General features: G+C 61.2%; 23 protein-coding genes. 9 read left to right on the top strand and 14 right to left on the bottom strand.

Annotation, left to right across the window (positions count from 1 at the left end):
- Window positions 1-3: 3 nt before the first annotated feature.
- The 4 genes from csoS2 to CWE16_RS08715 all read right to left on the bottom strand — a co-directional run bounded on the left by csoS2 (window position 4) and on the right by CWE16_RS08715 (window position 4,751).
- Window positions 4-2,391, bottom strand: a complete 2,388-nt coding sequence (csoS2, locus tag CWE16_RS08730) for a carboxysome assembly protein CsoS2 (protein WP_131594687.1) — start codon at window positions 2,389-2,391, stop codon at window positions 4-6.
- A 115-nt stretch (window positions 2,392-2,506) separates the two neighbouring features.
- Entirely contained in the window at window positions 2,507-2,848 is a 342-nt protein-coding gene (locus CWE16_RS08725) for a ribulose bisphosphate carboxylase small subunit (RefSeq protein ID WP_006043651.1), read from the bottom strand.
- 106 nt (window positions 2,849-2,954) lie between these two features.
- Window positions 2,955-4,370 carry a form I ribulose bisphosphate carboxylase large subunit gene (locus CWE16_RS08720; protein WP_131454437.1) on the bottom strand — a complete coding sequence of 472 codons (1,416 nt, stop codon included), beginning with the start codon at window positions 4,368-4,370 and terminating at the stop codon, window positions 2,955-2,957.
- Window positions 4,371-4,439: 69 nt separating this feature from the next.
- A complete protein-coding gene (locus tag CWE16_RS08715) occupies window positions 4,440-4,751 on the bottom strand; it encodes a BMC domain-containing protein (protein ID WP_006169870.1) in 312 nt (103 codons plus the stop codon).
- A 341-nt stretch (window positions 4,752-5,092) separates the two neighbouring features.
- Between CWE16_RS08715 and CWE16_RS08710 the strand changes: the two genes are divergently transcribed.
- Entirely contained in the window at window positions 5,093-5,680 is a 588-nt protein-coding gene (locus CWE16_RS08710; RefSeq protein WP_131594685.1) for a non-canonical purine NTP pyrophosphatase, read from the top strand.
- A gap of 3 nt (window positions 5,681-5,683) precedes the next feature.
- Here the strand turns inward: CWE16_RS08710 and CWE16_RS08705 are convergent, their stop codons facing one another.
- Window positions 5,684-6,469 carry a BMC domain-containing protein gene (locus tag CWE16_RS08705; protein WP_131454439.1) on the bottom strand — a complete coding sequence of 262 codons (786 nt, stop codon included), beginning with the start codon at window positions 6,467-6,469 and terminating at the stop codon, window positions 5,684-5,686.
- Window positions 6,470-6,566: 97 nt separating this feature from the next.
- On the opposite strand from CWE16_RS08705, the gene CWE16_RS08700 reads away from it, so the two are divergent.
- The gene (locus CWE16_RS08700; RefSeq protein WP_131594683.1) at window positions 6,567-6,935 is read left to right on the top strand and encodes a hypothetical protein; all 369 of its coding nucleotides are present in this window, start codon (window positions 6,567-6,569) and stop codon (window positions 6,933-6,935) included.
- A gap of 2 nt (window positions 6,936-6,937) precedes the next feature.
- On the opposite strand, the gene CWE16_RS08695 is transcribed toward CWE16_RS08700, so the two are convergent.
- Window positions 6,938-7,402 carry a hypothetical protein gene (locus CWE16_RS08695; RefSeq protein ID WP_330848547.1) on the bottom strand — a complete coding sequence of 155 codons (465 nt, stop codon included), beginning with the start codon at window positions 7,400-7,402 and terminating at the stop codon, window positions 6,938-6,940.
- Between the two features lie 159 nt (window positions 7,403-7,561).
- Here CWE16_RS08695 and CWE16_RS08690 point away from each other — a divergent pair, with 159 nt between their 5' ends.
- The 3 genes from CWE16_RS08690 to bchL all read left to right on the top strand — a co-directional run bounded on the left by CWE16_RS08690 (window position 7,562) and on the right by bchL (window position 11,474).
- Complete coding sequence (locus tag CWE16_RS08690; RefSeq protein WP_131594679.1) at window positions 7,562-8,806, top strand: ferredoxin:protochlorophyllide reductase (ATP-dependent) subunit N; 1,245 nt, start codon at window positions 7,562-7,564, stop codon at window positions 8,804-8,806.
- Window positions 8,807-8,809: 3 nt separating this feature from the next.
- Window positions 8,810-10,414: a ferredoxin:protochlorophyllide reductase (ATP-dependent) subunit B gene (locus CWE16_RS08685; RefSeq protein ID WP_131594677.1), complete on the top strand. Its 1,605-nt coding sequence runs from the start codon at window positions 8,810-8,812 to the stop codon at window positions 10,412-10,414.
- Window positions 10,415-10,583: 169 nt separating this feature from the next.
- Window positions 10,584-11,474 carry a ferredoxin:protochlorophyllide reductase (ATP-dependent) iron-sulfur ATP-binding protein gene (gene bchL, locus CWE16_RS08680; RefSeq protein WP_131454444.1) on the top strand — a complete coding sequence of 297 codons (891 nt, stop codon included), beginning with the start codon at window positions 10,584-10,586 and terminating at the stop codon, window positions 11,472-11,474.
- A 2-nt stretch (window positions 11,475-11,476) separates the two neighbouring features.
- Here the strand turns inward: bchL and CWE16_RS08675 are convergent, their stop codons facing one another.
- The 3 genes from CWE16_RS08675 to psaM form a co-directional block, all read right to left on the bottom strand.
- Window positions 11,477-12,487, bottom strand: a complete 1,011-nt coding sequence (locus CWE16_RS08675) for a protochlorophyllide reductase (protein ID WP_131594675.1) — start codon at window positions 12,485-12,487, stop codon at window positions 11,477-11,479.
- A gap of 91 nt (window positions 12,488-12,578) precedes the next feature.
- Window positions 12,579-12,968: a hypothetical protein gene (locus tag CWE16_RS08670; protein WP_236629656.1), complete on the bottom strand. Its 390-nt coding sequence runs from the start codon at window positions 12,966-12,968 to the stop codon at window positions 12,579-12,581.
- 80 nt (window positions 12,969-13,048) lie between these two features.
- On the bottom strand, window positions 13,049-13,153 hold the full coding sequence (psaM, locus tag CWE16_RS08665) for a photosystem I reaction center subunit XII (protein WP_007101959.1): 105 nt from the start codon (window positions 13,151-13,153) through the stop codon (window positions 13,049-13,051).
- Window positions 13,154-13,234: 81 nt separating this feature from the next.
- On the opposite strand from psaM, the gene CWE16_RS08660 reads away from it, so the two are divergent.
- Window positions 13,235-13,705, top strand: a complete 471-nt coding sequence (locus CWE16_RS08660; protein ID WP_131454446.1) for a CRR6 family NdhI maturation factor — start codon at window positions 13,235-13,237, stop codon at window positions 13,703-13,705.
- Here CWE16_RS08660 and CWE16_RS08655 read toward each other — a convergent pair.
- On the bottom strand, window positions 13,696-14,469 hold the full coding sequence (locus CWE16_RS08655; protein WP_131594901.1) for a sulfite exporter TauE/SafE family protein: 774 nt from the start codon (window positions 14,467-14,469) through the stop codon (window positions 13,696-13,698). The genes CWE16_RS08660 and CWE16_RS08655 overlap by 10 nt on opposite strands.
- A gap of 34 nt (window positions 14,470-14,503) precedes the next feature.
- Here CWE16_RS08655 and CWE16_RS08650 point away from each other — a divergent pair, with 34 nt between their 5' ends.
- The gene (locus CWE16_RS08650) at window positions 14,504-15,235 is read left to right on the top strand and encodes a lipoyl protein ligase domain-containing protein (protein ID WP_236629655.1); all 732 of its coding nucleotides are present in this window, start codon (window positions 14,504-14,506) and stop codon (window positions 15,233-15,235) included.
- Here the strand turns inward: CWE16_RS08650 and CWE16_RS08645 are convergent.
- Entirely contained in the window at window positions 15,220-16,509 is a 1,290-nt protein-coding gene (locus CWE16_RS08645; RefSeq protein ID WP_131594899.1) for a site-2 protease family protein, read from the bottom strand. The two genes, CWE16_RS08650 and CWE16_RS08645, sit on opposite strands and share 16 nt — an antisense overlap.
- Window positions 16,510-16,588: 79 nt before the next feature.
- On the opposite strand from CWE16_RS08645, the gene CWE16_RS08640 reads away from it, so the two are divergent.
- Window positions 16,589-17,263 carry a phosphoribosylanthranilate isomerase gene (locus tag CWE16_RS08640; protein WP_131594673.1) on the top strand — a complete coding sequence of 225 codons (675 nt, stop codon included), beginning with the start codon at window positions 16,589-16,591 and terminating at the stop codon, window positions 17,261-17,263.
- 26 nt (window positions 17,264-17,289) lie between these two features.
- On the top strand, window positions 17,290-17,802 hold the full coding sequence (locus CWE16_RS08635; protein WP_131594671.1) for a hypothetical protein: 513 nt from the start codon (window positions 17,290-17,292) through the stop codon (window positions 17,800-17,802).
- A 12-nt stretch (window positions 17,803-17,814) separates the two neighbouring features.
- On the opposite strand, the gene folE is transcribed toward CWE16_RS08635, so the two are convergent.
- Genes folE through CWE16_RS08620 form a run of 3 tightly spaced genes read right to left on the bottom strand, consistent with a single transcriptional unit; the run spans window position 17,815 to window position 20,294 of the window.
- Window positions 17,815-18,561, bottom strand: a complete 747-nt coding sequence (gene folE, locus CWE16_RS08630; RefSeq protein ID WP_131594669.1) for a GTP cyclohydrolase I — start codon at window positions 18,559-18,561, stop codon at window positions 17,815-17,817.
- Window positions 18,562-18,572: 11 nt separating this feature from the next.
- Complete coding sequence (locus tag CWE16_RS08625) at window positions 18,573-19,280, bottom strand: SDR family oxidoreductase (RefSeq protein WP_131594667.1); 708 nt, start codon at window positions 19,278-19,280, stop codon at window positions 18,573-18,575.
- Window positions 19,281-19,304: 24 nt separating this feature from the next.
- Entirely contained in the window at window positions 19,305-20,294 is a 990-nt protein-coding gene (locus tag CWE16_RS08620; RefSeq protein WP_131454453.1) for an acetyl-CoA carboxylase carboxyltransferase subunit alpha, read from the bottom strand.
- Between the last annotated feature and the right edge of the window lies 1 nt (window position 20,295).

Raw genomic sequence — 20,295 nt, 5'->3', positions numbered from 1 at the left:
CGATCAGCCCCGAGCGCCGCCGGAGACGGTGATCAGGGATCCTTTGTCGGTGTTGCCAGAGGAGCCGGTCACACGGCTGACGGGCCACTCCGTTTCCTGGTTGCGCTTGCGTTCGAAGGACGACATGGCGCTCATCGGGCCAGGACGGGAAGGATTGCGACGGCGGGCTGAAGCCCCTTCCGTACCCGTGACGTGCTCACCACGGTCCCAGTCATCGCCGGTGACCTTGGTGGACGAACCCTCTCCGGTGACCCGAGAGACAGGCTTGGTGGGAGGCTCACTCACCACAGCCACGGTGGGCTGGAACTGTCGCTGTTGCCGGTTCTGGAATTCGCGGTTATCGAAGCGAAACTGCTCGGTACCCGTGACTTTTCCGCCGGCCATATCAAAAGGGCCGGTGATGCGGCTCCCCTGCTCATAGGCGGTGCCAGTGACCCCGGAACGAAGCTCACGATCCTGTTGAGCGGCACGCGCGGGGGACATCACACTGAAACGTGTCCAAGGGGCACCTTCCGGTGACACACCATGGGTTTCAGTGCCGGCGGGGGCATCGGAACCACAGGCCGCAGCAAGTTGATCAGAACCCAGATAGGGAGTTCCGGTAATCGCTTCGCAGGCTCCACGCTCATCACCGGTCATCACGCCACCGACCCCGGGCTGAAGACCGGTCATCGGGGCTGAAGGAGTGCCGACGCGCACTGGAGTGCGCTCACGAATGGCCTGAACAGCAGGGGCACCGCAGTATTGACCAGCCTGCTCAAGACCTGCATAGGGAGTACCAGTCACAGCCTTGCAGCTACCGGGCTCGTCCCCAGTGACCTTGTCGGACCGACCGGTGCGGGTGCCGCTGACGACCTGATTGCGGTTGGTGATGCTGAAACCCACCTTGGCGGCTTCAGGCTCTGCCTTAGACCCGCAAAAGGCATTGACTTGCTCAGCACTGATGTATTGATCACCAGTGACGCGATGGCACGAGCCGAACTCATCGCCGGTCACCTGTGCAGAGCGACCCACCATCGTTCCAGTCACACCGGTGCCGGAAAGGGTGGCGGAACGTCCGACCTTGGCGGCAGGACGGCCCTCGGGGAGGGGGTCGGATCCGAGGTACTGATCTCCCGTGAGGGCACGACCAGCTCCGGCTTCATCACCGGTGACACTGGAAGAACGACCCACCATCACGCCACTCACTGGACGTCGTTGCTGGGTCAGGCTGTGTCCGACTTTGCGAGGGGAGGGGGTGGAACCACCGCAATAAGCCGCGGACTGATTCGCAGAGATGTATTCAGTACCGGTGACGGATTTGCAGGTGCCGGGCTCGTCACCAGTCACTTTCTCGGAGCGTCCGACTTCGTTGCCGGTCACTCGATTGCCTTGGCTGGTAGCGGTCACGCGAACCTTGGCAGGGGTGGTGACGGCAGGAGCGCTCTGACAGAAGGTCTGGAACACCTCGGCACCCAAGTACTCAGTGCCAGTGATGGAGCGGCAGGTGCTGGCCTCATTGCCGGTGGTCTTCACCGAGCGGTTGGCCTGGGTACCGGTGACGGTCTGACCACCTGTGGTCTGAGACTCACCCACTTTCCAATGGGCATCCTCAGCGGCTGCCTGCTTGGAACCATGACGATTGGGACCAGAGGGGCGGGTCACACCCGCACTCTGCTTGTTGCGGGCACCGGCCTTGGCACGCAATTCTCGCACCTGCTGAGCCAACTCACGGCTGGTGAGATCGGGATTGGCCTGACGAGCAACAGCGGCTGCGCTGGTGGGCTGCTTTCCAGCGGTCTTGCCGTGCTTCGACATGGCATCACGGCGAGCCAGCACCAAAGCGCGGCTGGGATTTTCAATAGATCGCCGCTTGGGTGACGCACTACGTCGCTCAGCAGCGGCGCGACGGTCGCCGGAGCGATTGCTCAGCTCAACGGAGACCGCAGGACGAGTCGACAATCCTTTTTCAGCTGGACGCTGTCCGCCGCATCCGCACTCTTTCTTGGCAGGTTCAGATGCAGGAGCGACAACCGTTTGCCGAGCCACATCGGTGCGATTGCGGTCGCGACTGGTATCAGCGGTTTTGCCTCGACGGGAGAGTGCTTCACGACGGGCAAGCACCAGCTCACGACTGGGATTGCTCTGGGGCTTCACCTGGGAGAAGCGGGCGACTGAAGCGCGCTGCGGGGTCACGGCAACAGGGGCAGAAAGAGAAGCGACTGCAGATTGCGAAGAAACAGGCGTGTTGGCTGTGATCTCAGCAGCAACATCAGTGCGGGTCGGACGTGCATCCGAAGCCGTGCGCACACGATTCGCTTTACCGCCTGCGGCAACCGATGCCTTCTTCCCGGCGGTGGTCAGCGCTTTACGGCGCTCAAGTGCGAGTTCGCGACTGGAAAGTCTTGCCATGTCCGCCCGAGGTTGTCGTCGTGAATGGAAGGGTGGAGCCCTCCCGGAAAAGAGTTGAGCCCTGATGAAGGTCAGGGCTCGGAACCATTGGATCGAAGATCAGCTGGATCGAGGATCAGCGACCTTCGAAGACCACGAAGCAAGCACCCTGGCTTTGGGTGTAGGCGTCGTAACCAACGATGCGCACGTGGTGGTCGGGATAAGCGCGATGGCAAGCCTCGAGCTCGCTGACCACAACATTGAGGTCCTTCTCACCGAAGAAGGGCAGCTTCCAATAGGACCAATACGTGGCCATGGAGTTGCTGGGATGGACATGCTCGACGAGCGGGCTCCAACCCTGGGCAATGATGTAGGCGATCTGGTCGTAGATCTCGTCCTGGGTCATCGGCGGAAGAAAGCCGAAGGTCTCCAGGGTGGCGACTGTTTGGTAGTCACCCACGGTGCTCTGGAAAGGCATGGGGATCCTGGGTTACGGAATTGGTTGGACCGGATCTGTTGTTATCCGGCCGGAGTCATGACGAAGAACGGTGGGAGAACACCGATTGAGGTGCTCTCCCTGCCGATCAGTTCTGAACGTCGAGCTTGTCGACGGTATCGAACTCGAACTTGATCTCCTTCCAGGTCTCGAGAGCGATGGCCAGCTCGGGGCTGTGCTTCGCGGCTTCCGTGAGGATGTCGCGGCTCTCCTTCTCGAGATGACGGCCGGCATTGCGTGCCTTGACGCAGGCCTCGAGGGCCACACGGTTGGCAGCAGCACCTGCAGCGGAACCCCAGGGGTGACCATGGGTACCACCACCGAACTGCAGAACGGAGTCGTCACCGAAGATGGTGACCAGGGCGGGCATGTGCCACACGTGGATACCGCCGGAGGCGACGGCGAACACGCCAGGCATGGACCCCCAGTCCTGATCGAAGAAGTTGCCGCGGCTGCGATCTTCGGGAACGAAGGACTCACGCAGCTGGTCGATGTAGCCGAGGGTGGTCTGACGATCACCTTCCAGCTTGCCGACCACGGTGCCGGTGTGGAGCTGGTCACCACCGGACAGACGCAGACACTTGGCGAGAACGCGGAAGTGGATGCCGTGCTTGGGATGACGGTCGATCACCGCGTGCATGGCGCGGTGGATGTGGAGCAGCATGCCGTTCTTACGGCACCACTTCGAGAGACCGGTATTGGCCGTGAAGCCACCGGTGATGAAGTCGTGCATGATGATCGGCATCTTGAGTTCCTTAGCGAACTCAGCGCGCTCATACATCTCCTCGGGAGTGTTGGCGGTCACGTTGAGGTAGTGACCCTTACGCTCACCGGTTTCCTGCTCAGCCAGCTTGATGGCTTCCGCAACGAATTCGAAGCGGTTCTGCCAGCGCTGGAAAGGCTGGGAATTGATGTTCTCGTCGTCCTTGGTGAAGTCCAGACCGCCACGCAGGCACTCATAGACCACGCGACCGTAGTTCTTACCGCTCAGGCCGAGCTTCGGCTTGATGGTGCAGCCCAACAGAGGACGGCCGTACTTGTTCATCCGATCGCGCTCGACCTGAATGCCGTTCGGCGGGCCGTAGCAGCTCTTGATGAAGGCAATCGGGAAGCGGATGTCTTCCAGACGGAGGTGACGCAGGGCTTTGAAGCCGAACACGTTGCCGACCAAGGAGGTCAGCACGTTGGTGATGGAACCCTCTTCGAACAGATCGAGGGGGTAGGCAATGAACGCGTAGAACGACTCCTTGTCGCCAGGGACGTCTTCGATGCGATAGCAACGGCCTTTGTAGAAGTCGAGGTCGGTGAGGAGCTCGGACCACACAGTGGACCAGGTGCCGGTTGAGGATTCAGCAGCCACAGCAGCGGCAACTTCTTCCTTGGGCACACCTTCTTGGCCGGTGCACTTGAAGCAGGCCAGCAGGTCGGTGTCGAGGGGAACGTAATCAGGAGTCCAGTAAGTGTCTCTGTACTCCTTGACCCCAGCGTCGTACTTCTTGCTCATGGGAAAACTCCGTTAGGTCGGTAAAGGGATTTGAGAGGCGCGAGTTCGTCAAAAACTCAGCGGCAGATCTCAGTCCTTCTGACCCAGGAAGTTGCCGTTGCCCAGAGCAGGCTCCACTTCGCGGTGGGGGCGGGCAATGATGTGAGCAGCAACGAGGCCGTCGCCGACGCGCTCGCAAGCATCAGCACCAGCGCGAACAGCGGCGTTCACAGCGCCGGTTTCGCCACGCACCAGAACGGTGACGTAGCCGCCGCCGACGAACTCACGACCGATCAGGCGCACTTCGGCAGCCTTGGTCATGGCGTCAGCAGCTTCGATCGCGGGGACCAGGCCGCGGGTCTCGATCATGCCGAGAGCGATGCCCATGGTTTCGTTAGCCATTGCCTACCGGGAAAGGGGTGGAATGTTCGCCGCTGACATTGCTCTGCCGAAGCACCAAACGTCAAGCGATAGGAGGCGTTTTGAGCATCACAGTCCATAGTGAACGCTATAAGCAGGGCTAATCACCAAGGCTCCAACTGTTCGATGACGCTGTTGGGGTTCATGTGAGCACCCCCGGATAGGCCGATGGCAAAAGCGCGCGCCACACCTAGCTTCACATTTGGAGACAGTGCCCCGCGCCTGCGGGGTGGAATGTTCAACCCGTTCTGGCTCCAACCTCGCGACGTGGAGAGACTCATACCGCTAAGCCACACAATGGATGCCTTCCGACCTTTTCAGGATTGGTTCGTCCTGTTTTGACCATTGCCAGTGGCAACCCCAACAAGGTTGCTGAGATTGTCTCGATGCTTGGCCCTCTCGCTCTAGAGGCGAGGCGTCAACCTGACGATCTTGAAGTGGAAGAAACTGGAGAGACCTACCTTGAAAACGCCCGTCTGAAAGCAGTTGCGGCAGCCCGCCGTACCGGTTGCTGGTCGCTGGCAGACGATTCCGGCTTGGAGGTGGATGCTCTTGGAGGAGCCCCGGGTCTTTTCACTGCACGGCTGGCACCAACCGATTCCGAAAAGATCCAAAGGTTGCTTGAAGCTCTGGAAGGCGACCCTTACCGCAGCGCCTGCTTTCGTAGTGCGATGGTCCTCTGTTCACCAGAGGGGCAGTGCCTGGAAGAAGCGGAGGGAGTCTGCTGGGGGGAACTCCTCAAAGCACCGGCCTTCAGCGGCGGCGGCATTGAATCGCTGTTCTGGGTGCGCGAGGCCAACTGCAGCTACGGCGAACTGAATCCATCCCAGCTGGCTCGCCTTGGTAGCCGAGGGAAGGCAGCAAGAGCGCTGGCACCACGCCTGCGAGAACGTCTCGGACTCAACCGGTGATCGTCAACGCAGTGACGAGCGGCGGTTAATGAGTTCGATCGCCCGCATCGCTGCAGCAGCGGCCTCCTCCACATCGCCCTCACGTCCGGCCAGAGTGAGACGCCCGAACGCACCGACAGCTTTCACATCCACAAGTGTGATGTTGGAGGCTTTCTCCGCCTCATTGGCAGCAATCAAAACGTAGCCGGCGGGTTCGGTCTCAAGAATGAACATGCTCATCCCGGCCTCGATCATCGAGCCCCGGCGGTTCTGGCGGTTGATCAGCACTGCATGGTCGGGAGTGATCGCACGGATCACCTCCGTCCAGCTGACATCAGCCGGACTGCGCTGCTCGATCGAGCTACCAATGGCCTCGAGGACCACATCACCGGAATGGAGCACGGTGCTCTGGTCGCGGTGATAGAGCGCCATCGAACCGAAGGCACGCTCCACGACCATCTGACCGAGGCGCACGTTGCTGGCCTTCAGGGCTATGTCGGTGACCCGATGCACGGCCATGCCAGGGGACACCTCCATCCACAGGCAGGCATCGCCAGGAATCGGAAGAAACCCCTGACTGACCGAACCCATGTAAGCCGCCAACTGGGGCTGGAGGGAATCGATAAAGACATGGGTCCGCAGTTCAATCGACTGCACATGACTGTTCTGTCGATTCAGACGGGGGGATTCGCTATCGGTGGTCACCACACAGCTCGGTCCTCCAGCGGAGGGGTGAACCTCCGTGCCGGTGACGAGAGCGCTGCCTCCACGCCGCCGCTCCCGGGGATCGAAGCCGGCGAAACGAGTCATGGCCGGGATCTTACCGGAAGGTCATGAATAAAGGATCTGCTAGCGCTTGCACACCGACAGGCAACCGATACCGTCCGGCCATCCGTTGTTTCGAACCATGGCGACCCCGGAGCTCAATGCCGAACAGGCTCTCGGCCTGGTGAGCTACACCCTGATGCAGCGCTTGGCCCATGAAGGGCAAGTGGACCTTCCCTGGCTGGACGCCCCGGCTGACGAAACGGCCGATTCAATTCGCCAGCTGCGCCAGCGCCTTGAACTCACAGCCCTCGCTGTGGAAACAGGTGCGCCCCTTTCAACAGCAGAGGTGAGCCTGCTGCTCGGCGCCAGACCCGGGTCTGAAACAGTGGAACGAGGCGGCCTCCGTGCCCGTCGGGTCAGCCGCAACGTCTGGCGATTGACCCGAATCGAGAGCAGCGACAGCAAGTCGGGCGGCTTCAACGATGATCGTTTCCGCCGCCGTCTCTGAGATCAGGGCTTGGCTTTGTCTTGAGCGGCAGGCGCCTCCTCGATCTCGACACACACCGTGGTCGCAGCCAGCTGTTCGCGGGCCGCGACCACTGGAGCAGCCTTGCCCTTGAGCTGCTCAGCAGCCTGTTCGAGGGTCAGGTTTTTGTCTGTAGTGACAGATTGAACCGCCTTCTGGAAGAGCTGCACCTGATCGCGGTACTCCTTGACCTCAGCCTTATTGAGCTGTTCCTCCGCCCCTTCAAGCTTGCTAAGAGCTGACTTGAGGGACTCACCGGCCTTCTCGGCATCACCGATGGTCGACTGAGCGGTCAGGGAATTCACGCTTGCCACAGCCGCATCCACGTCGAGACGTGCCGCGCAAACGGCCTCGACACCTTGGGCCACTTTCACTTCATCCTTCACCGCCTTTTTTGCCGGAGATTGACAGGCAGCCAACGCCACAGTCAAAGCGAGAACCGCGGGCATGACGCGCAGGGGAGACATGGAAAGACGCAATGGATTGAGATCGAACAGTAGGCACAAACAACCGATCGAACCCGCTCTGATCCCAAAGAGTTCCTGTGCCCGGAGGCTCCAGGCAGTTCCGGCGCCACCCTGAAGGAATCCACCTTTGCCCTGGGCGGAATGAGCGCCAACCTATTGAAGGAGTCGGGGCCCCGTGAGGTGTTCTGCGGTCTCACCTCCATCGTCTGGCTGCATCGACGCATGCCGGATGCTTTTTTTCTCGTTGTGGGTTCACGCACCTGTGCCCACCTGATTCAAAGCGCTGCCGGCGTGATGATCTTCGCGGAACCGCGCTTCGGCACCGCCATTCTGAGCGAGCGAGATCTGGCCGGCCTGGCCGATGCCCAAGAGGAGCTGGATCGAGTTGCCAGAGAGCTTCTGCAACGCCGCCCCGAAATCCGCACCCTGTTTCTTGTGGGATCTTGCCCCAGCGAAGTGATCAAACTCGATCTGGCCAGGGCCGCGGAACGACTCAACGAGGAACTCAGCGGTCGGGTGCAAGTGGTGAACTACTCCGGGAGCGGCATCGAGACGACCTTCACCCAGGGAGAGGACGGCGCCCTCGCAGCCCTGGTACCAATGCTTCCGACCAGTGATGAGAAGCAATTGCTGCTGGTGGGGACACTCGCCAATGCAGTGGAAGATCGCTTGATCACACTGTTTCAGCGCATGGGAATCGCGACGGTGCGCAGCCTCCCCCCCAGGCAGTCCACCGAGCTACCTCCCGTGGGCGAGGGCACATGCGTCCTGCTCTGCCAACCATTTCTTGGCGATACCGCGCGCCGGCTCCGTGATCGGGGAGCAACCATCCTCGCGGCTCCTTACCCCTTAGGTGCGGAGGGAAGTCGTCTCTGGATGGAAGCGGCCGCTCAGGCCTGGGGCGTCGATCCAACAACCGTGAGCGACATCCTTGATCCCTTGATGCAAAGAGCCAAGCAAGCCCTGGAGCCCCACCGGCGCAGATTGGCAGGACAGAGAATCTTCCTCTTGCCCGAATCCCAGCTGGAGATCCCCTTAGCTCGCTTTCTGCACAGGGAATGCGGCATGGAGCTGGTGGAGGTGGGCACGCCCTATCTGAATCGGGAGCTGATGCAGGCGGAGCTGGACCTGCTGCCCGACGGCACTCGGGTGATGGAGGGACAGCACGTGGAACAACAACTGGATCGGGTGCGAGACAACCGACCCGATCTCGTCGTCTGCGGCATGGGTCTGGCCAACCCCTTGGAAGCCGAAGGCATCGCCACCAAATGGTCGATCGAACTGGTCTTCAGCCCCATCCACGGCATCGACCAGGCCGGAGAGCTGGCAGAGCTCTTTTCCAGACCCCTTCAGCGCCACCAGCTGCTTCACCCCACAGCCCCCTAACCAATGGACCTCACTCTCTGGACCTATGAAGGGCCGCCCCATGTGGGGGCCATGCGCATCGCTGCCTCGATGGAGGGTGTGCATTACGTGCTCCATGCCCCCCAGGGCGACACCTATGCCGATCTGCTCTTCACCATGATCGAACGGCGCGGCCGGCGCCCACCCGTCACCTACACCACGTTCCAGGCCCGCGACCTCGGCGGCGACACCGCCGAGCTGGTGAAGCGGCATGTGCGCGAAGCCGTCGCACGCTTCAGGCCCGATGCCCTGCTGGTGGGGGAGAGCTGCACTGCCGAACTGATCCAGGACCAGCCAGGGGCCCTCGCCGCCGGCATGGGACTGGACTTACCAATCGTGAGCCTGGAACTTCCCGCCTACAGCAAGAAGGAGAACTGGGGTGCAGCAGAAACCCTGTATCAGCTGGTGCGCGGGTTACTCCTCCACGACGCCGCTGCCCAATCTCCTGGGGCTGCCAACCCTGGCCCCCAGGCCTGGAAAGAGCAGCAACGACGCCCCAGGGTGAACCTGATGGGCCCATCCCTCCTGGGCTTTCGCTGCCGGGATGACGTGCATGAGATCCGAGGACTGCTGAAGGACCACGGCATTGACGTTCAGGTCGTGCTGCCGATGGGAGCCTCCGTGGCTGATGTGATGCGACTGCCCGACGCGGACGCGAACATCTGCCTCTACCCGGAAATCGCTGAGCCCTGCTGCAGCTGGCTGGAGCGCAACTACGGCATCCCCTTCACACGCACTGTGCCGATCGGAATTGGGGCAACAACACAGTTCTTACAGGAACTGCACTCACTGCTCGGCATGGAGCCGCCGGATCCGGAGGAGGGAAGGCAGCGCTCGCGCTTGCCCTGGTATTCGGACTCCGTCGACTCCACTTACCTCACCGGGAAGCGGGTGTTCATTTTCGGCGACGGTAGCCATGTGCTGGCAGCGGCCCGGATCGCCCGACAGGAACTGGGCTTCCAGGTGGTGGGCCTGGGCACCTACAGCCGAGAGATGGCGCGACCGGTCCGGACTCTGGCGAAGGAGCTGGGCCTGGAAGCCTTGATCAGTGATGACTACCTAGCGGTGGAGGCCGCGATGGCGGAGGCGGCCCCTGAACTGGTGCTCGGCACCCAGATGGAACGTCATAGCGCCAAGCGACTGGGGATTCCCTGCGCCGTGATCAGCACACCGATGCATGTGCAGGACGTTCCAGCCCGCTACAGCCCACAGATGGGCTGGGAAGGAGCCAATGTGATCTTTGACACCTGGGTGCATCCGTTGATGATGGGCCTGGAGGAGCACCTGATCGGCATGTTCCGCCATGACTTTGAGTTTGTGGATGGCCACCAAAGCCATCTCGGTCATCTTGGCGGGTTGCAGGCAGGCCAAATGACGGCCGAAATCAGCGCTGACAGCGAGGAACAATCGACTGCAGCGCACTCACTAACCCTGCAATGGACCGCCGATGGAGAAGCGGAACTCAAGAAGATCCCCTTCTTCGTGCGCGGCAAGGTTCGTCGTAACACTGAGGCCTATGCCCGGGAAAGCGGGCGGAAGGAGATCAACAGTGAAACCCTGTATGACGCCAAGGCTCACTTCAGTGCATGAGCACGAGGATGCGCAGCGATTCATGCAAGAAATACCTAGGCAGAAACCACCAGACAATCTGTGATTAATGTCGGCAAACGCACACTCCTCAACCTGTTATGTCATTTCCAGATCGATTACCTGCAATCCACCCCTGCTGCAGTTCAATGAAAACAAGTGGTTCTTTCCAATGACAACAACCCTGAGCAGGCCTGCCGATGGCGAAGGCAGCGTGCAGGTCCACCAGGATGCCTCGGTGAGCATCCAGGAGGGAGCTCTGGTCATCGCCGTTTATGGCAAAGGGGGAATCGGCAAATCGACCACGTCCTCCAATCTCTCCGCTGCCTTTTCCAAGCTGGGCAAACGGGTGCTTCAGATCGGGTGCGACCCCAAACATGACAGCACCTTCACCCTCACCCACCGCATGGTGCCAACGGTGATCGACATCCTTGAGGAGGTTGACTTTCACAGCGAAGAACTACGACCGGAAGATTTTGTCTTCACGGGATTCAATGGCGTGCAATGCGTGGAAAGCGGGGGGCCTCCTGCTGGAACGGGCTGTGGTGGTTACGTGACCGGACAGACCGTGAAGCTGCTGAAGGAGCACCACCTTCTGGAAGACACCGATGTGGTGATCTTCGATGTGCTCGGCGATGTGGTGTGTGGTGGTTTTGCCGCGCCGCTGCAGCACGCCAACTACTGCCTGATCGTGACGGCCAACGATTTCGATTCAATCTTCGCGATGAACCGAATCGTGGCGGCGATTCAAGCCAAGGCAAAGAACTACAAAGTGCGCCTTGGTGGAGTGGTTGCCAACCGCTCAGCTGACACCGACCAGATCGACAAATTCAATGCGCGTACTGGCCTTCGCACCATGGCCCACTTCCGCGACGTGGATGCGATCAGGCGCTCACGCCTGAAGAAATGCACCATCTTCGAAATGGACGACAGCGACCCAGCCGTGAAGGAGGTCCAGAACGAATACCTCAACCTCGCCCAGGCGATGCTCGACAAGGTGGAACCCTTGGAGGCCGAGCCTCTCAAGGATCGGGAGATCTTCGATCTGCTCGGCTTCGACTGAGCTCAGCTTTCGGCCTCGGAGCGGCCCACAAGCTTCATCGACAGATCCCAAACCCGTTCAGCGGTTGAGGGGTCCGTGGCCTTGTCCGAGAGCTCTTGGTTGAACTGACGGCCATCTTTTTTCTGGCGATTGCCCCAGCTCCAGTGCACCCCGGAAACAGCAAACTCCGGATCAGCAACCACCTGGGCCACCCGCTCACCAGCCAAGGCCTGACTGACATAGCCGCCGGTGATGTTTTTCTGAAACCAGGGGAAAATGGTTTGGAACGCCTTCGGCGTGTTGCGGAACAAAGGGGTATCCGCCACACAGCCTGGGTAGAGCGAACTGAACACGATTCCTGACCCCTCATGAAGCCGACGATGCAGCTCCTGGGTCGTGATCATGTTGCAGAGCTTGCTGTCTTTATAGGCTTTTCCAGGCTTGAAGGCTTTGCCGCTGGCCATGCTGATCGGGGCCTGAAAACCCTGCTCGAACCCTGAGAGATCACCAAGATCAGCGGGTGCAGGAATTGGAATCTTGCCCCCAAGTTCTTTGGAATTGGCGGTGACGGTGCCGAGGATCACCACCCGGCGTGACGGATGACTGGAGGCCTTCAGGGACTCCATGAGCATCTGAATCAGGAGGAAATGGCCAAGGTGGTTCGTGGCCATGGAAATTTCGTACCCCTGGGGTGAACGCTCGGGCTGCTTGAGGCGAGGCTTGTAAACCGCCGCATTGCAGACGAGGGCGTCCAACTCACCGGACAGGGAACCCACGAGAGTCTCAACACCAGCACGCACACTCTCCAGATCGCCAAAGTCGATGCGCAGGTGATTCAGCTGTCGGGAATCAATGCCGAGAGCGTCCGCAGCCTCGGCAGCTCGAACAGGGTCACGGTTGGCAGTCACAACCCGCCAACCCCGATCCACCATCGCCTTGGCGGCATTGAGTCCGACCCCGGACGTGGTGCCAGTGATCAACACGGTTCCAGGTGTACCGGCCTGGACACCGGAAGGAATTGATGGGGCAGCCATCAGAGCGATTCTTGCGACTCAGGGGAGTCAAGCTAAGCGGGGGGAGCCCCCCCCAAGACCCCAGCAAAGAGGGAGTGCAACAGTTGGCGGATCAGCGCCAGATCACCCTCAACCGATTGGGCTCGATCCACTGATCCTGCTCATCCATGAGTCGGCGGTCACCGCCAAGGCTGAAGAGACGATCAAAGCGTTGCTGCAGTCCGTGAAGCTTGCTGGTCTCGACCTCAACAACTGCAGCCAGCTCACCATGACGATCGAGCCGTTGTTGGTAAGCCAAGGAGAGCTTCACAAGGCTGACCGTCCCAAGGGCAATCAAACCAACTTTCACAGCCAGAGCGAGGGCACTGCAGACCATCTCCCTGCGCTCGGCCTCGAGCTGGAGCTCAGATGCAATGCTCGCAGCATCAGCTGGACCGCCTGCAGTGGTGACAGATGGACGACCACGAAGGGATCGGCTTGATTGAGCCAGGGAGGAGGCCACCGCTTGAGTTCAGATGCCCGCTTGTAACGCAGCAAACATCAGTTGCCTAGGCCTCCCCAGATGCATTCAGGCGCGTGCATTCAGGCGCGATAGAGGCTGACGCACAGACGCACGGCCAGCACACCGGCGTGAGCCGCCACCACAAGAGCGATCAGCACTTCAGCCTGGGTGAGGGAGCTGGCCATGATTGTCGGGGAAAAGCCTTTCCATTCTTCCTGCATTGCCGCACAGGACGCCATCATTCGCAAAGGCCTGTCACACCATCCATGTCTGTGCTGATCTCGGAGGAGGCGATCCGCCGCCTGGATCTCGCTCCCCTCTCCGAATGGCTGGCGTTACCTCTGAAGGATCGACTCGAAGCAGGTGCTGTACTAACGCTGGAGTACGTCTGGCCCCGAGAGTCGGAGGATCCCCGGGAGCTGAGCGAATGCCCAGAGCCAAGGCTGTGGGCGCTTCGTGCGGATGGCCGCTGCCCCTGGCTACCGCTTCTCCTCGACCGGAACAGTGGCTCCCTCGCTCAGCACGTGGCGATGCTCGTTCCCCATCACTTCAGCCGCAGCGAAGGTCTTCGCTTCGATCCCCAGGCCCTGGAGCTCTGGATCACCCAACGCTTGATGCTGCTGGATGACCTCACAAAGCAAAGGGGCGAGAGCCAGCGCGGCAATCTCACCCAGATGGCCCAAAGCCTTGGCTACGAACTGGAACCCGCCTTCTGGGCCCTGCTGGATCAGGCGTGATCCAGGAGCGCAAGCATCAGCGCCCTGCGACCGCTATCGAAAGCCAGCAGTAAGGAAAGGGCTCGGAGCATCCAGGCGAGCCTGGCCCCGCCGACCCGATCGAGCCGGGAGGCACTCCACTGAGCCGCCAGAGCCGCCACTCCCCCCAGCACCAGACCAAGCAGGGGGACCCCCCGCCCCATCTCCAGAAACTGCAGGGAGGCGGCACTGGCTGAACAGGCCACCGCGAGGGTGCTGAAACGAATCGCCAGATGAATCGGCACAGAGAGTCCCCGCACCATCAAGGGCACCATCAGAAGTCCACCCCCGAGTCCCAACAATCCACCAGCCAGGCCGGCCACGCCGCCGATGGCTGCCATCCCGACCAGAGGTTCTCGCGCGTCAGAGCGCGTCTCAAGCCCGGCATGATCTGCCTGGATCGTGAGTGCCAACAGCAGATACAGAAGAGCCTGTAGTGCCAGGAGGTGCCAGCCGGCCGCAAAGCGACCGAGGCGGCTGAACAGGAGTGCCGCCACGAAGGCGGCTAGACCCAAGACGAACCCGGCTCGGCCTGGGAGCCCCCTGGCGCGAAGGTGGGTGAGCGTGCCCCCAAGGGCCGTGGGCACAATTGCGAAAGTGCTGGTGGCTAACGCTTGATGGGGACTCAGCCCCATCCAGAGGAGCAGAGGCGCGAAGATCAACCCGCCACCAATTCCCAGCAGACCGGCCAGCAGGCCAGCGAGCAGCCCGAGGGGCAGCACCAGCAGCAGATCCCCGAGCTCCATGCCGATCCTTTCAACCACCGCATCCTGCCGACCCATGCCCGCGGGACAGGGCTGGATGCTTCCGTTTCTGGAGCTGGACGGGCCCAGTCAGATGGCTCTGGACCGCTGGCTGCTCGAGCAGAGCGTGACCTCCGGAACGAAAAGCCCGGTGCTTCGCTTTTACGGTTGGAAGGGCCCCTGGCTTTCCCTGGGTCGCCACCAGGTCGCGACGCCGCCCCACTGGCAGGCCCTAGCGGATGCAGGTGTCATCAAGCTCGTGCGACGGCCCAGTGGCGGCGGCGCCGTGCTCCACTCCGGAGGGCTGACCTACGCACTGATCTGGCCGGATGCCCACCGCCAGCGGCGCGAGGCTTACAGGCAGACATCGACCTGGCTGATCGACAGCTTCAAGAGCCTGGGTCACACGCTTGAGCCCGGCCGATCTGCGGCCACTGCAAGGCTGCAGAACTGCTTTGCTGGCGCCAGTGCAGCGGACCTGGTGGACCGTGAAGCTCACAAACGGATCGGTAGTGCTCAGTACTGGCTGCATGGACACCTGCTCCAGCACGGTGAGATCGTGCTTCAGCCCCCAGCTGATCTCTGGGAGACGCTGTTCGACAGCACTCCCCCCGCCCCGCTGGAAGCATTAACCCAACAAGAGCTGATCACCGCCCTCACCCAAACACTGCAGAACCGTTGGCCGGAGGTCCATTGGCATGGGCAAACCCTTGGGGATGATGCCTGGCAACAGGTGAAGTCGGCTAGCGGGAACTACCGCCTGGCCTGAGCATCCGCCGGAACTTCAGGGTCCTCCTCCAGGAGTCCCGAGGCCCGCATGGTCTCCACGGCCTGCACAAGCGGAAGTCCAAAGGGATAAATGTTCTGGCGCCTGGCGGCCTCAAGCAGCGAGGGCGGCAGGCGCAGAGACAGGGCTTTGAGCACCGCTTCCCCCACATCACAGCGATCGATCGTGCCCCCGGGCAGTCCTGCCCGATTCATCACGAGCAGGCGGCCCTCCGCACTGCTCTCCAAGGCCAGAACCGCCCTCCAGAGAGGAGCGGTGTCAGCGATCGAGGGAAGCTCCTCCAGCGGGCGCAGATGATCCCCCAGCCGCTGTCGATCCCACTGCTGCACGGGCAGATCCCTGAGGGGGGCATCGGTGACATAGCCAACCCAGCGCCCGGATCGGGTAATCAGCACCCAGTCACCCACAGAGTCCGTCCCGTCATTCGCGCCGGAGGAAGCCAGTCGCAGCTGACTGAGGCGTCTGAGGGTCTGATCAAACTCAAGGACCCGGAAGCGGCGGCGGCTGGCATCAGCGACGGTGATGCGACGCAGCACCTGCTGAAGAGCGAGAACCTGACCCTGGCTGCGGGAAGCCCCGAGACCAAACCAGCCCAGCATCACCAACCAGAGTGCCCCAAGACCGCCGCCTCGCAAAAACAGCCAGGCTCCCATCACCATCGCAAACAAGGAGAGGGTTCGACCCGTGGCACTGGCCACCTGGATGCCCTTGCGCTGACTGCCGGTCCACTGCCACACGAGGGCCTTAAGAATCAACCCACCATCGAGGGGAAGTCCTGGCAGCAGATTGAACAGCGCCAGCACCAAATTGAGGGCACCGAGCTGGCCGACCAGATTGCCGAGCAGAGGATTGAGGTGTCCGGCCGGGTGAATGGATAACAACAGCAGGGCCGCAAGGCCGAGGCTGACCAAGGGGCCGGCAGCAGCGACCCGCAGGGTGCCCATGGGGGTCGAGCACTCGCGTTCGACACTGGCGACACCGCCCAACAGGAAGAGCGTGATGCTGCGCACCTTGACCCCCTCCTGCAGCGCGACAAGGGAGTGGCCGAGTTCGTGGAGCAGCACCGAAACGAACAGAAGCAGCGCCGTCACAAGGCCGAGCAACCAGCTGAGCCAAGCTCCAGCTGCCTGAGCAGCAGGCTGAGTCGCCACCTGGTTCTGAAACGCCAGGGTGGCCAGCATCAAGATGAGAAACCAACTGGGGTGGACCCGTAAGGGGATACCCCGAATCCTCATCAACTGCCAGCCTTCACCCACGAAACCCTCCACCGGGCAGTTCAAGATCCCGGGCTGTTCAAAATCCCGAGTTGATTCAATCCTAGAAACTGTGCCCGTCATGCCCAAGCGACGCCCGAACCTGAAGATCTGTGGCCTGAAGGACCCACAGCAGGCCCAAGCAGTCGCAGCCATGGGTGTGGAGGCGATCGGTGTGATTGGAGTACCGGAATCCCCGAGACACCTGAATGCAACGGAACGCCGTGATTTGTTCGCTGGCCTTCAGACATCGTTCCCAGACCTGGAGCGGGTCTGGGTGGTCGCCAACCTCGACGATGCCGCGTTAGCAGCGGCTCTCTGCGGTGACGGCGCACCGAGCGTGGTGCAGCTGCATGGAGGCGAATCGGCTGAACGCTGCCGCAGCTTGCGGCAGCGTCACCCTGAGGTGCGCTGGTGGAAAGCCATGCGGATCCGGGAGCCAGCGGATCTGGAGCAACTCGCCGCCTACGAGGACTGCGTTGATGCCCTACTGCTCGACGCCTGGAGCCCTGAGCAGCTCGGTGGTACCGGGCATCGCCTGAATCTCGACTGGCTCCAGACCCTACAAAGCCTGCGTCCGTCCAGCCTGCCCTGGTGGCTGGCCGGGGGGATCAGTGCGGAGTGGATCCCAGACCTGCTGGAACGCGTTCAGCCCGATGGACTGGATGCCTCCAGTCGCCTGGAAATTTCCCCGGGCGTGAAAGACCTTCAAAAAGTGCAGGCTCTGGTGGACGCCATCGGGAGCAACCAGGGATAGCGTTAGCGCCTAAGCTCTTTTGACTGATGGGATCCGCACTGATCCGCCTGGCCCCCCTAGGACTCGCCAGCGTGCTTGCATTCCTTGGAACCCCTGGCGTGCGCAGTCAGGGAATGCTGGCGGGATGCCGGCTCGAGAACGGAAGCCTTCAATGCGTGCCAGGGATGACGGCGGATCCTCAGCAGCAGATCCAGGTGCTGGATGGGGAGATCAGCAGTGGTCTCCAGGCTGAAGGACGGATCCAACAGACCATCAGCGATCTGCAGCGTTTTGTACTGGTGGGTGAGGCCCGACAGGGGCAGCTGCTGAAGGCAGAGCTGATGCTGAATGGCGGATCCATTTCAGCCGTTCATATCCACTGGTACCGCCACCAAGGCAACGGGACCTGGATCTTGGTGCAGGACGTGAGCGAGAGCACCTACACCATCGGGCCTGACGATGCAGGCAGTTCAGTGATGGCTGTTTTGACTGTCACCGACCAGAACGGAAACGTGAGCCGCGTGAACAGCAACACAATCGGACCTGTGCCTGTGAACTGACGCTGTGGGCGGTCAGGTGCTCAGAAGGGCTTCCTGCTGACGCACCAATTCAAAAAATTCCTGCTTCAGGCTTGGGTCGTGACGGAAATCTCCCCTCACGACCGAGTTCACCATGCTGGTCTGCGGCTCACGAACACCACGCCACTTCATGCAGTAGTGCTGGGCTTTGACAATGATGCCAAGACCCTGGGGTTCACAGAGTCGCTCAATTTCGTCCGCCAGGATCATCACGGCTTCCTCCTGGATGTGAGGCCTTGAAAAGACCCAGTCGGCTACACGGGTGAACTTAGAAAGACCGATCACCCGGCTACCAGGCTTGATCCCGATCCAGCAGTTGCCCATGATCGGCACCAGATGGTGCGAACAGGCGGAGCGCACCGTGATAGGTCCCACGGTGTAAATCTCATCGAGATTTTTGACGTTGGGGAAACTGGCGACCTTGGGCTGCTGGTGGTAGCGACCCTTGAACACCTCCTGGAGATACATGCGCGCAACACGCTCGGCTGTCTCCTCAGTGTTGTGATCGTTCTCAATGTCAATAACTAGAGAGCGAAGAAGATCACGAACGCGATCCGCAACCTCACGTTCCAACCCCTCAAGTTCACCCTCGAGGATGTAATCAGCAATATTGTCGTTCGCCAGGAAGCTGACGTCAGCTGCTTTCAGGCGCGCCCGAATCCTGGCAGAGATGCTCTGAGGCAGCACCGGGGCTTTTTCACGGCTGAGACCGTTGGCTGAGGCAGAAAGCGTAGAAGTCATGAATGCCGGGTTCAAAAAGCGCCAGTTGCTGGCATCAGAGTGAGATCCTCAATCACCTGCGTAGCAGGTTGCTGAGCGAGATGGAGGAGGGCTGCCGCTGCCTGTTCGACAGGAAGCATGGCACGGCGGTCGAAGTCGCTCTGCACCGTGGGGGAATCCCAGAGAGGGGAATCCACTGCACCGAGCGTGAGCGTGCAAGCACGCACTCCATGCTTTCGCTCCTCCTCTGCCAAACATCGAGTGAAGCTAGCCAGAGCAGCCTTGGTGGTGCAGTACGCCCCCCAGCCTGGGAAGGCGTTGCGAGCAGCATGGCTGCCCACATTGATGACGAGACCTCCGGAGGGGCGCATCACCGGCACCACTGCTGCACAGATCTGAAAGACGCTGGTGAGATTGAGCTGGAGCAACCACTGCCAGCGGTCAAGGGGCATCTCCAGGAGCTCACCGGTCCAGGCAGCGCCTGCGTTGTTGATGAGCACGGAAGGACGCAGCCCCAAGCTGAGGAGTTCCTCCGCGCCGGTAGCGATGGCTTCGGGGTCACTCAGGTCAATGGCCCGGTAGTGCACTTTGCGACCGGTGCTGGACAACTCCGAGGCAAGAGACTGAAGAGCCGCCTCACTGCGGGACACCAAAAGGAGATCCCATCCGGCATCGGCGAAGCGTCGTGCTGTCGCATGACCGATGCCTCGTGAAGCACCGGTGATCAGAACAGAAGGCAAATCGGCCTTGCAAGCCGGGACACCCTAGACAGCCGGATCGATTTCCGGAGTCCCCGATGAAAGGACCCGACCCATCGCGCGGAATTTGCGGTACCGCTGCTCCCGCAGATCATTAGGAGACAGCAGCTCGAGTTCGCTCAGGTGGCGCTCAATCGCTTCCTTGAGCACTTCACCGGCCTGAAGAGGGGCCCAATTGTTGCCTCCAGCCGGCTCAGGGAGCACTTCATCCACCACTCCGAGGCTTTGGAGGTCAGGGCCGGTGATACGCAGGGCCGCTGCGGCCTCAGGGGCCTTCCCTGCATCGCGCCAAAGAATGGACGCACAAGCCTCCGGACTTGCCACGGTGTAGACGCTGTGCTCGAACATCAACAGGCGATCGGCCACACCAATTCCCAAAGCACCACCTGAACCGCCCTCACCAATGACCGTTGCGATGATCGGCACGCGCAATCGGAACATCTCACGCAGGTTGACCGCGATCGCCTCACCCTGTCCCTGCTCCTCGGCCAGCAGACCGGCGTAGGCCCCTGGTGTGTCGATGAAGCTCAAGATCGGCAGACCAAAACGATCGGCGTGATCCATCAGACGCAAGGCCTTGCGATAGCCCCCTGGAGTGGCCATCCCAAAATTGCGGGCCACGTTTTCCTTGGTGTCCCGCCCCTTCTGATGACCAAGCAGAAGCACGGAACGCGATCCGATTCTGCCCAGACCTCCCACAAGGGCCTGATCATCGCTTCCGCGGCGATCACCATGAAGCTCAACCCAGTCGTCACAGAACATCTGAATGAAATCCAGGGTGCTCGGACGATGGGGATGACGGGCGACCTGAATCTTCTGCGCGGGCGTCAGGTTGGAGAAGATCTCTTCACGACGCCGGGCGGCCAGGGTCTCCAACTGCAGGAGCTGCTGGCTCACATCGACCTCTGAGTCGCGAGCCAGCTGTCGAATCTGCTCGATCTGCTGCTCCAGCTCCACCAGGGGCTTCTCAAAATCGAGCAGGGGACGACGGGCCATG

This window comes from Synechococcus sp. BS55D (genome assembly GCF_004332415.1).
Classification (GTDB): domain Bacteria; phylum Cyanobacteriota; class Cyanobacteriia; order PCC-6307; family Cyanobiaceae; genus Synechococcus_C.
The sequence above is the reverse complement of the archived record's forward strand: the minus strand, read 5'-3'. Positions and strand labels throughout refer to the sequence as shown.

What these genes read in the sequence shown, in the direction of transcription:
- CWE16_RS08675 (WP_131594675.1), bottom strand. Translation starts at nt 12,487, where the DNA reads ATGGCTGCCCCATCAATTCCTTCCGGTGTCCAGGCCGGTACACCTGGA.
- CWE16_RS08690 (WP_131594679.1), top strand. Translation starts at nt 7,562, where the DNA reads ATGAGCGCCAACCTATTGAAGGAGTCGGGGCCCCGTGAGGTGTTCTGC.
- CWE16_RS08695 (WP_330848547.1), bottom strand. Translation starts at nt 7,402, where the DNA reads ATGCCCGCGGTTCTCGCTTTGACTGTGGCGTTGGCTGCCTGTCAATCT.
- CWE16_RS08720 (WP_131454437.1), bottom strand. Translation starts at nt 4,370, where the DNA reads ATGAGCAAGAAGTACGACGCTGGGGTCAAGGAGTACAGAGACACTTAC.
- folE (WP_131594669.1), bottom strand. Translation starts at nt 18,561, where the DNA reads ATGACTTCTACGCTTTCTGCCTCAGCCAACGGTCTCAGCCGTGAAAAA.
- CWE16_RS08660 (WP_131454446.1), top strand. Translation starts at nt 13,235, where the DNA reads ATGTCTGTGCTGATCTCGGAGGAGGCGATCCGCCGCCTGGATCTCGCT.
- CWE16_RS08655 (WP_131594901.1), bottom strand. Translation starts at nt 14,469, where the DNA reads ATGGAGCTCGGGGATCTGCTGCTGGTGCTGCCCCTCGGGCTGCTCGCT.
- psaM (WP_007101959.1), bottom strand. Translation starts at nt 13,153, where the DNA reads ATGGCCAGCTCCCTCACCCAGGCTGAAGTGCTGATCGCTCTTGTGGTG.
- CWE16_RS08685 (WP_131594677.1), top strand. Translation starts at nt 8,810, where the DNA reads ATGGACCTCACTCTCTGGACCTATGAAGGGCCGCCCCATGTGGGGGCC.
- CWE16_RS08715 (WP_006169870.1), bottom strand. Translation starts at nt 4,751, where the DNA reads ATGGCTAACGAAACCATGGGCATCGCTCTCGGCATGATCGAGACCCGC.
- CWE16_RS08705 (WP_131454439.1), bottom strand. Translation starts at nt 6,469, where the DNA reads ATGACTCGTTTCGCCGGCTTCGATCCCCGGGAGCGGCGGCGTGGAGGC.
- CWE16_RS08640 (WP_131594673.1), top strand. Translation starts at nt 16,589, where the DNA reads ATGCCCAAGCGACGCCCGAACCTGAAGATCTGTGGCCTGAAGGACCCA.
- csoS2 (WP_131594687.1), bottom strand. Translation starts at nt 2,391, where the DNA reads ATGGCAAGACTTTCCAGTCGCGAACTCGCACTTGAGCGCCGTAAAGCG.
- CWE16_RS08700 (WP_131594683.1), top strand. Translation starts at nt 6,567, where the DNA reads ATGGCGACCCCGGAGCTCAATGCCGAACAGGCTCTCGGCCTGGTGAGC.
- CWE16_RS08650 (WP_236629655.1), top strand. Translation starts at nt 14,504, where the DNA reads ATGCCCGCGGGACAGGGCTGGATGCTTCCGTTTCTGGAGCTGGACGGG.
- bchL (WP_131454444.1), top strand. Translation starts at nt 10,584, where the DNA reads ATGACAACAACCCTGAGCAGGCCTGCCGATGGCGAAGGCAGCGTGCAG.
- CWE16_RS08620 (WP_131454453.1), bottom strand. Translation starts at nt 20,294, where the DNA reads ATGGCCCGTCGTCCCCTGCTCGATTTTGAGAAGCCCCTGGTGGAGCTG.
- CWE16_RS08725 (WP_006043651.1), bottom strand. Translation starts at nt 2,848, where the DNA reads ATGCCTTTCCAGAGCACCGTGGGTGACTACCAAACAGTCGCCACCCTG.
- CWE16_RS08635 (WP_131594671.1), top strand. Translation starts at nt 17,290, where the DNA reads ATGGGATCCGCACTGATCCGCCTGGCCCCCCTAGGACTCGCCAGCGTG.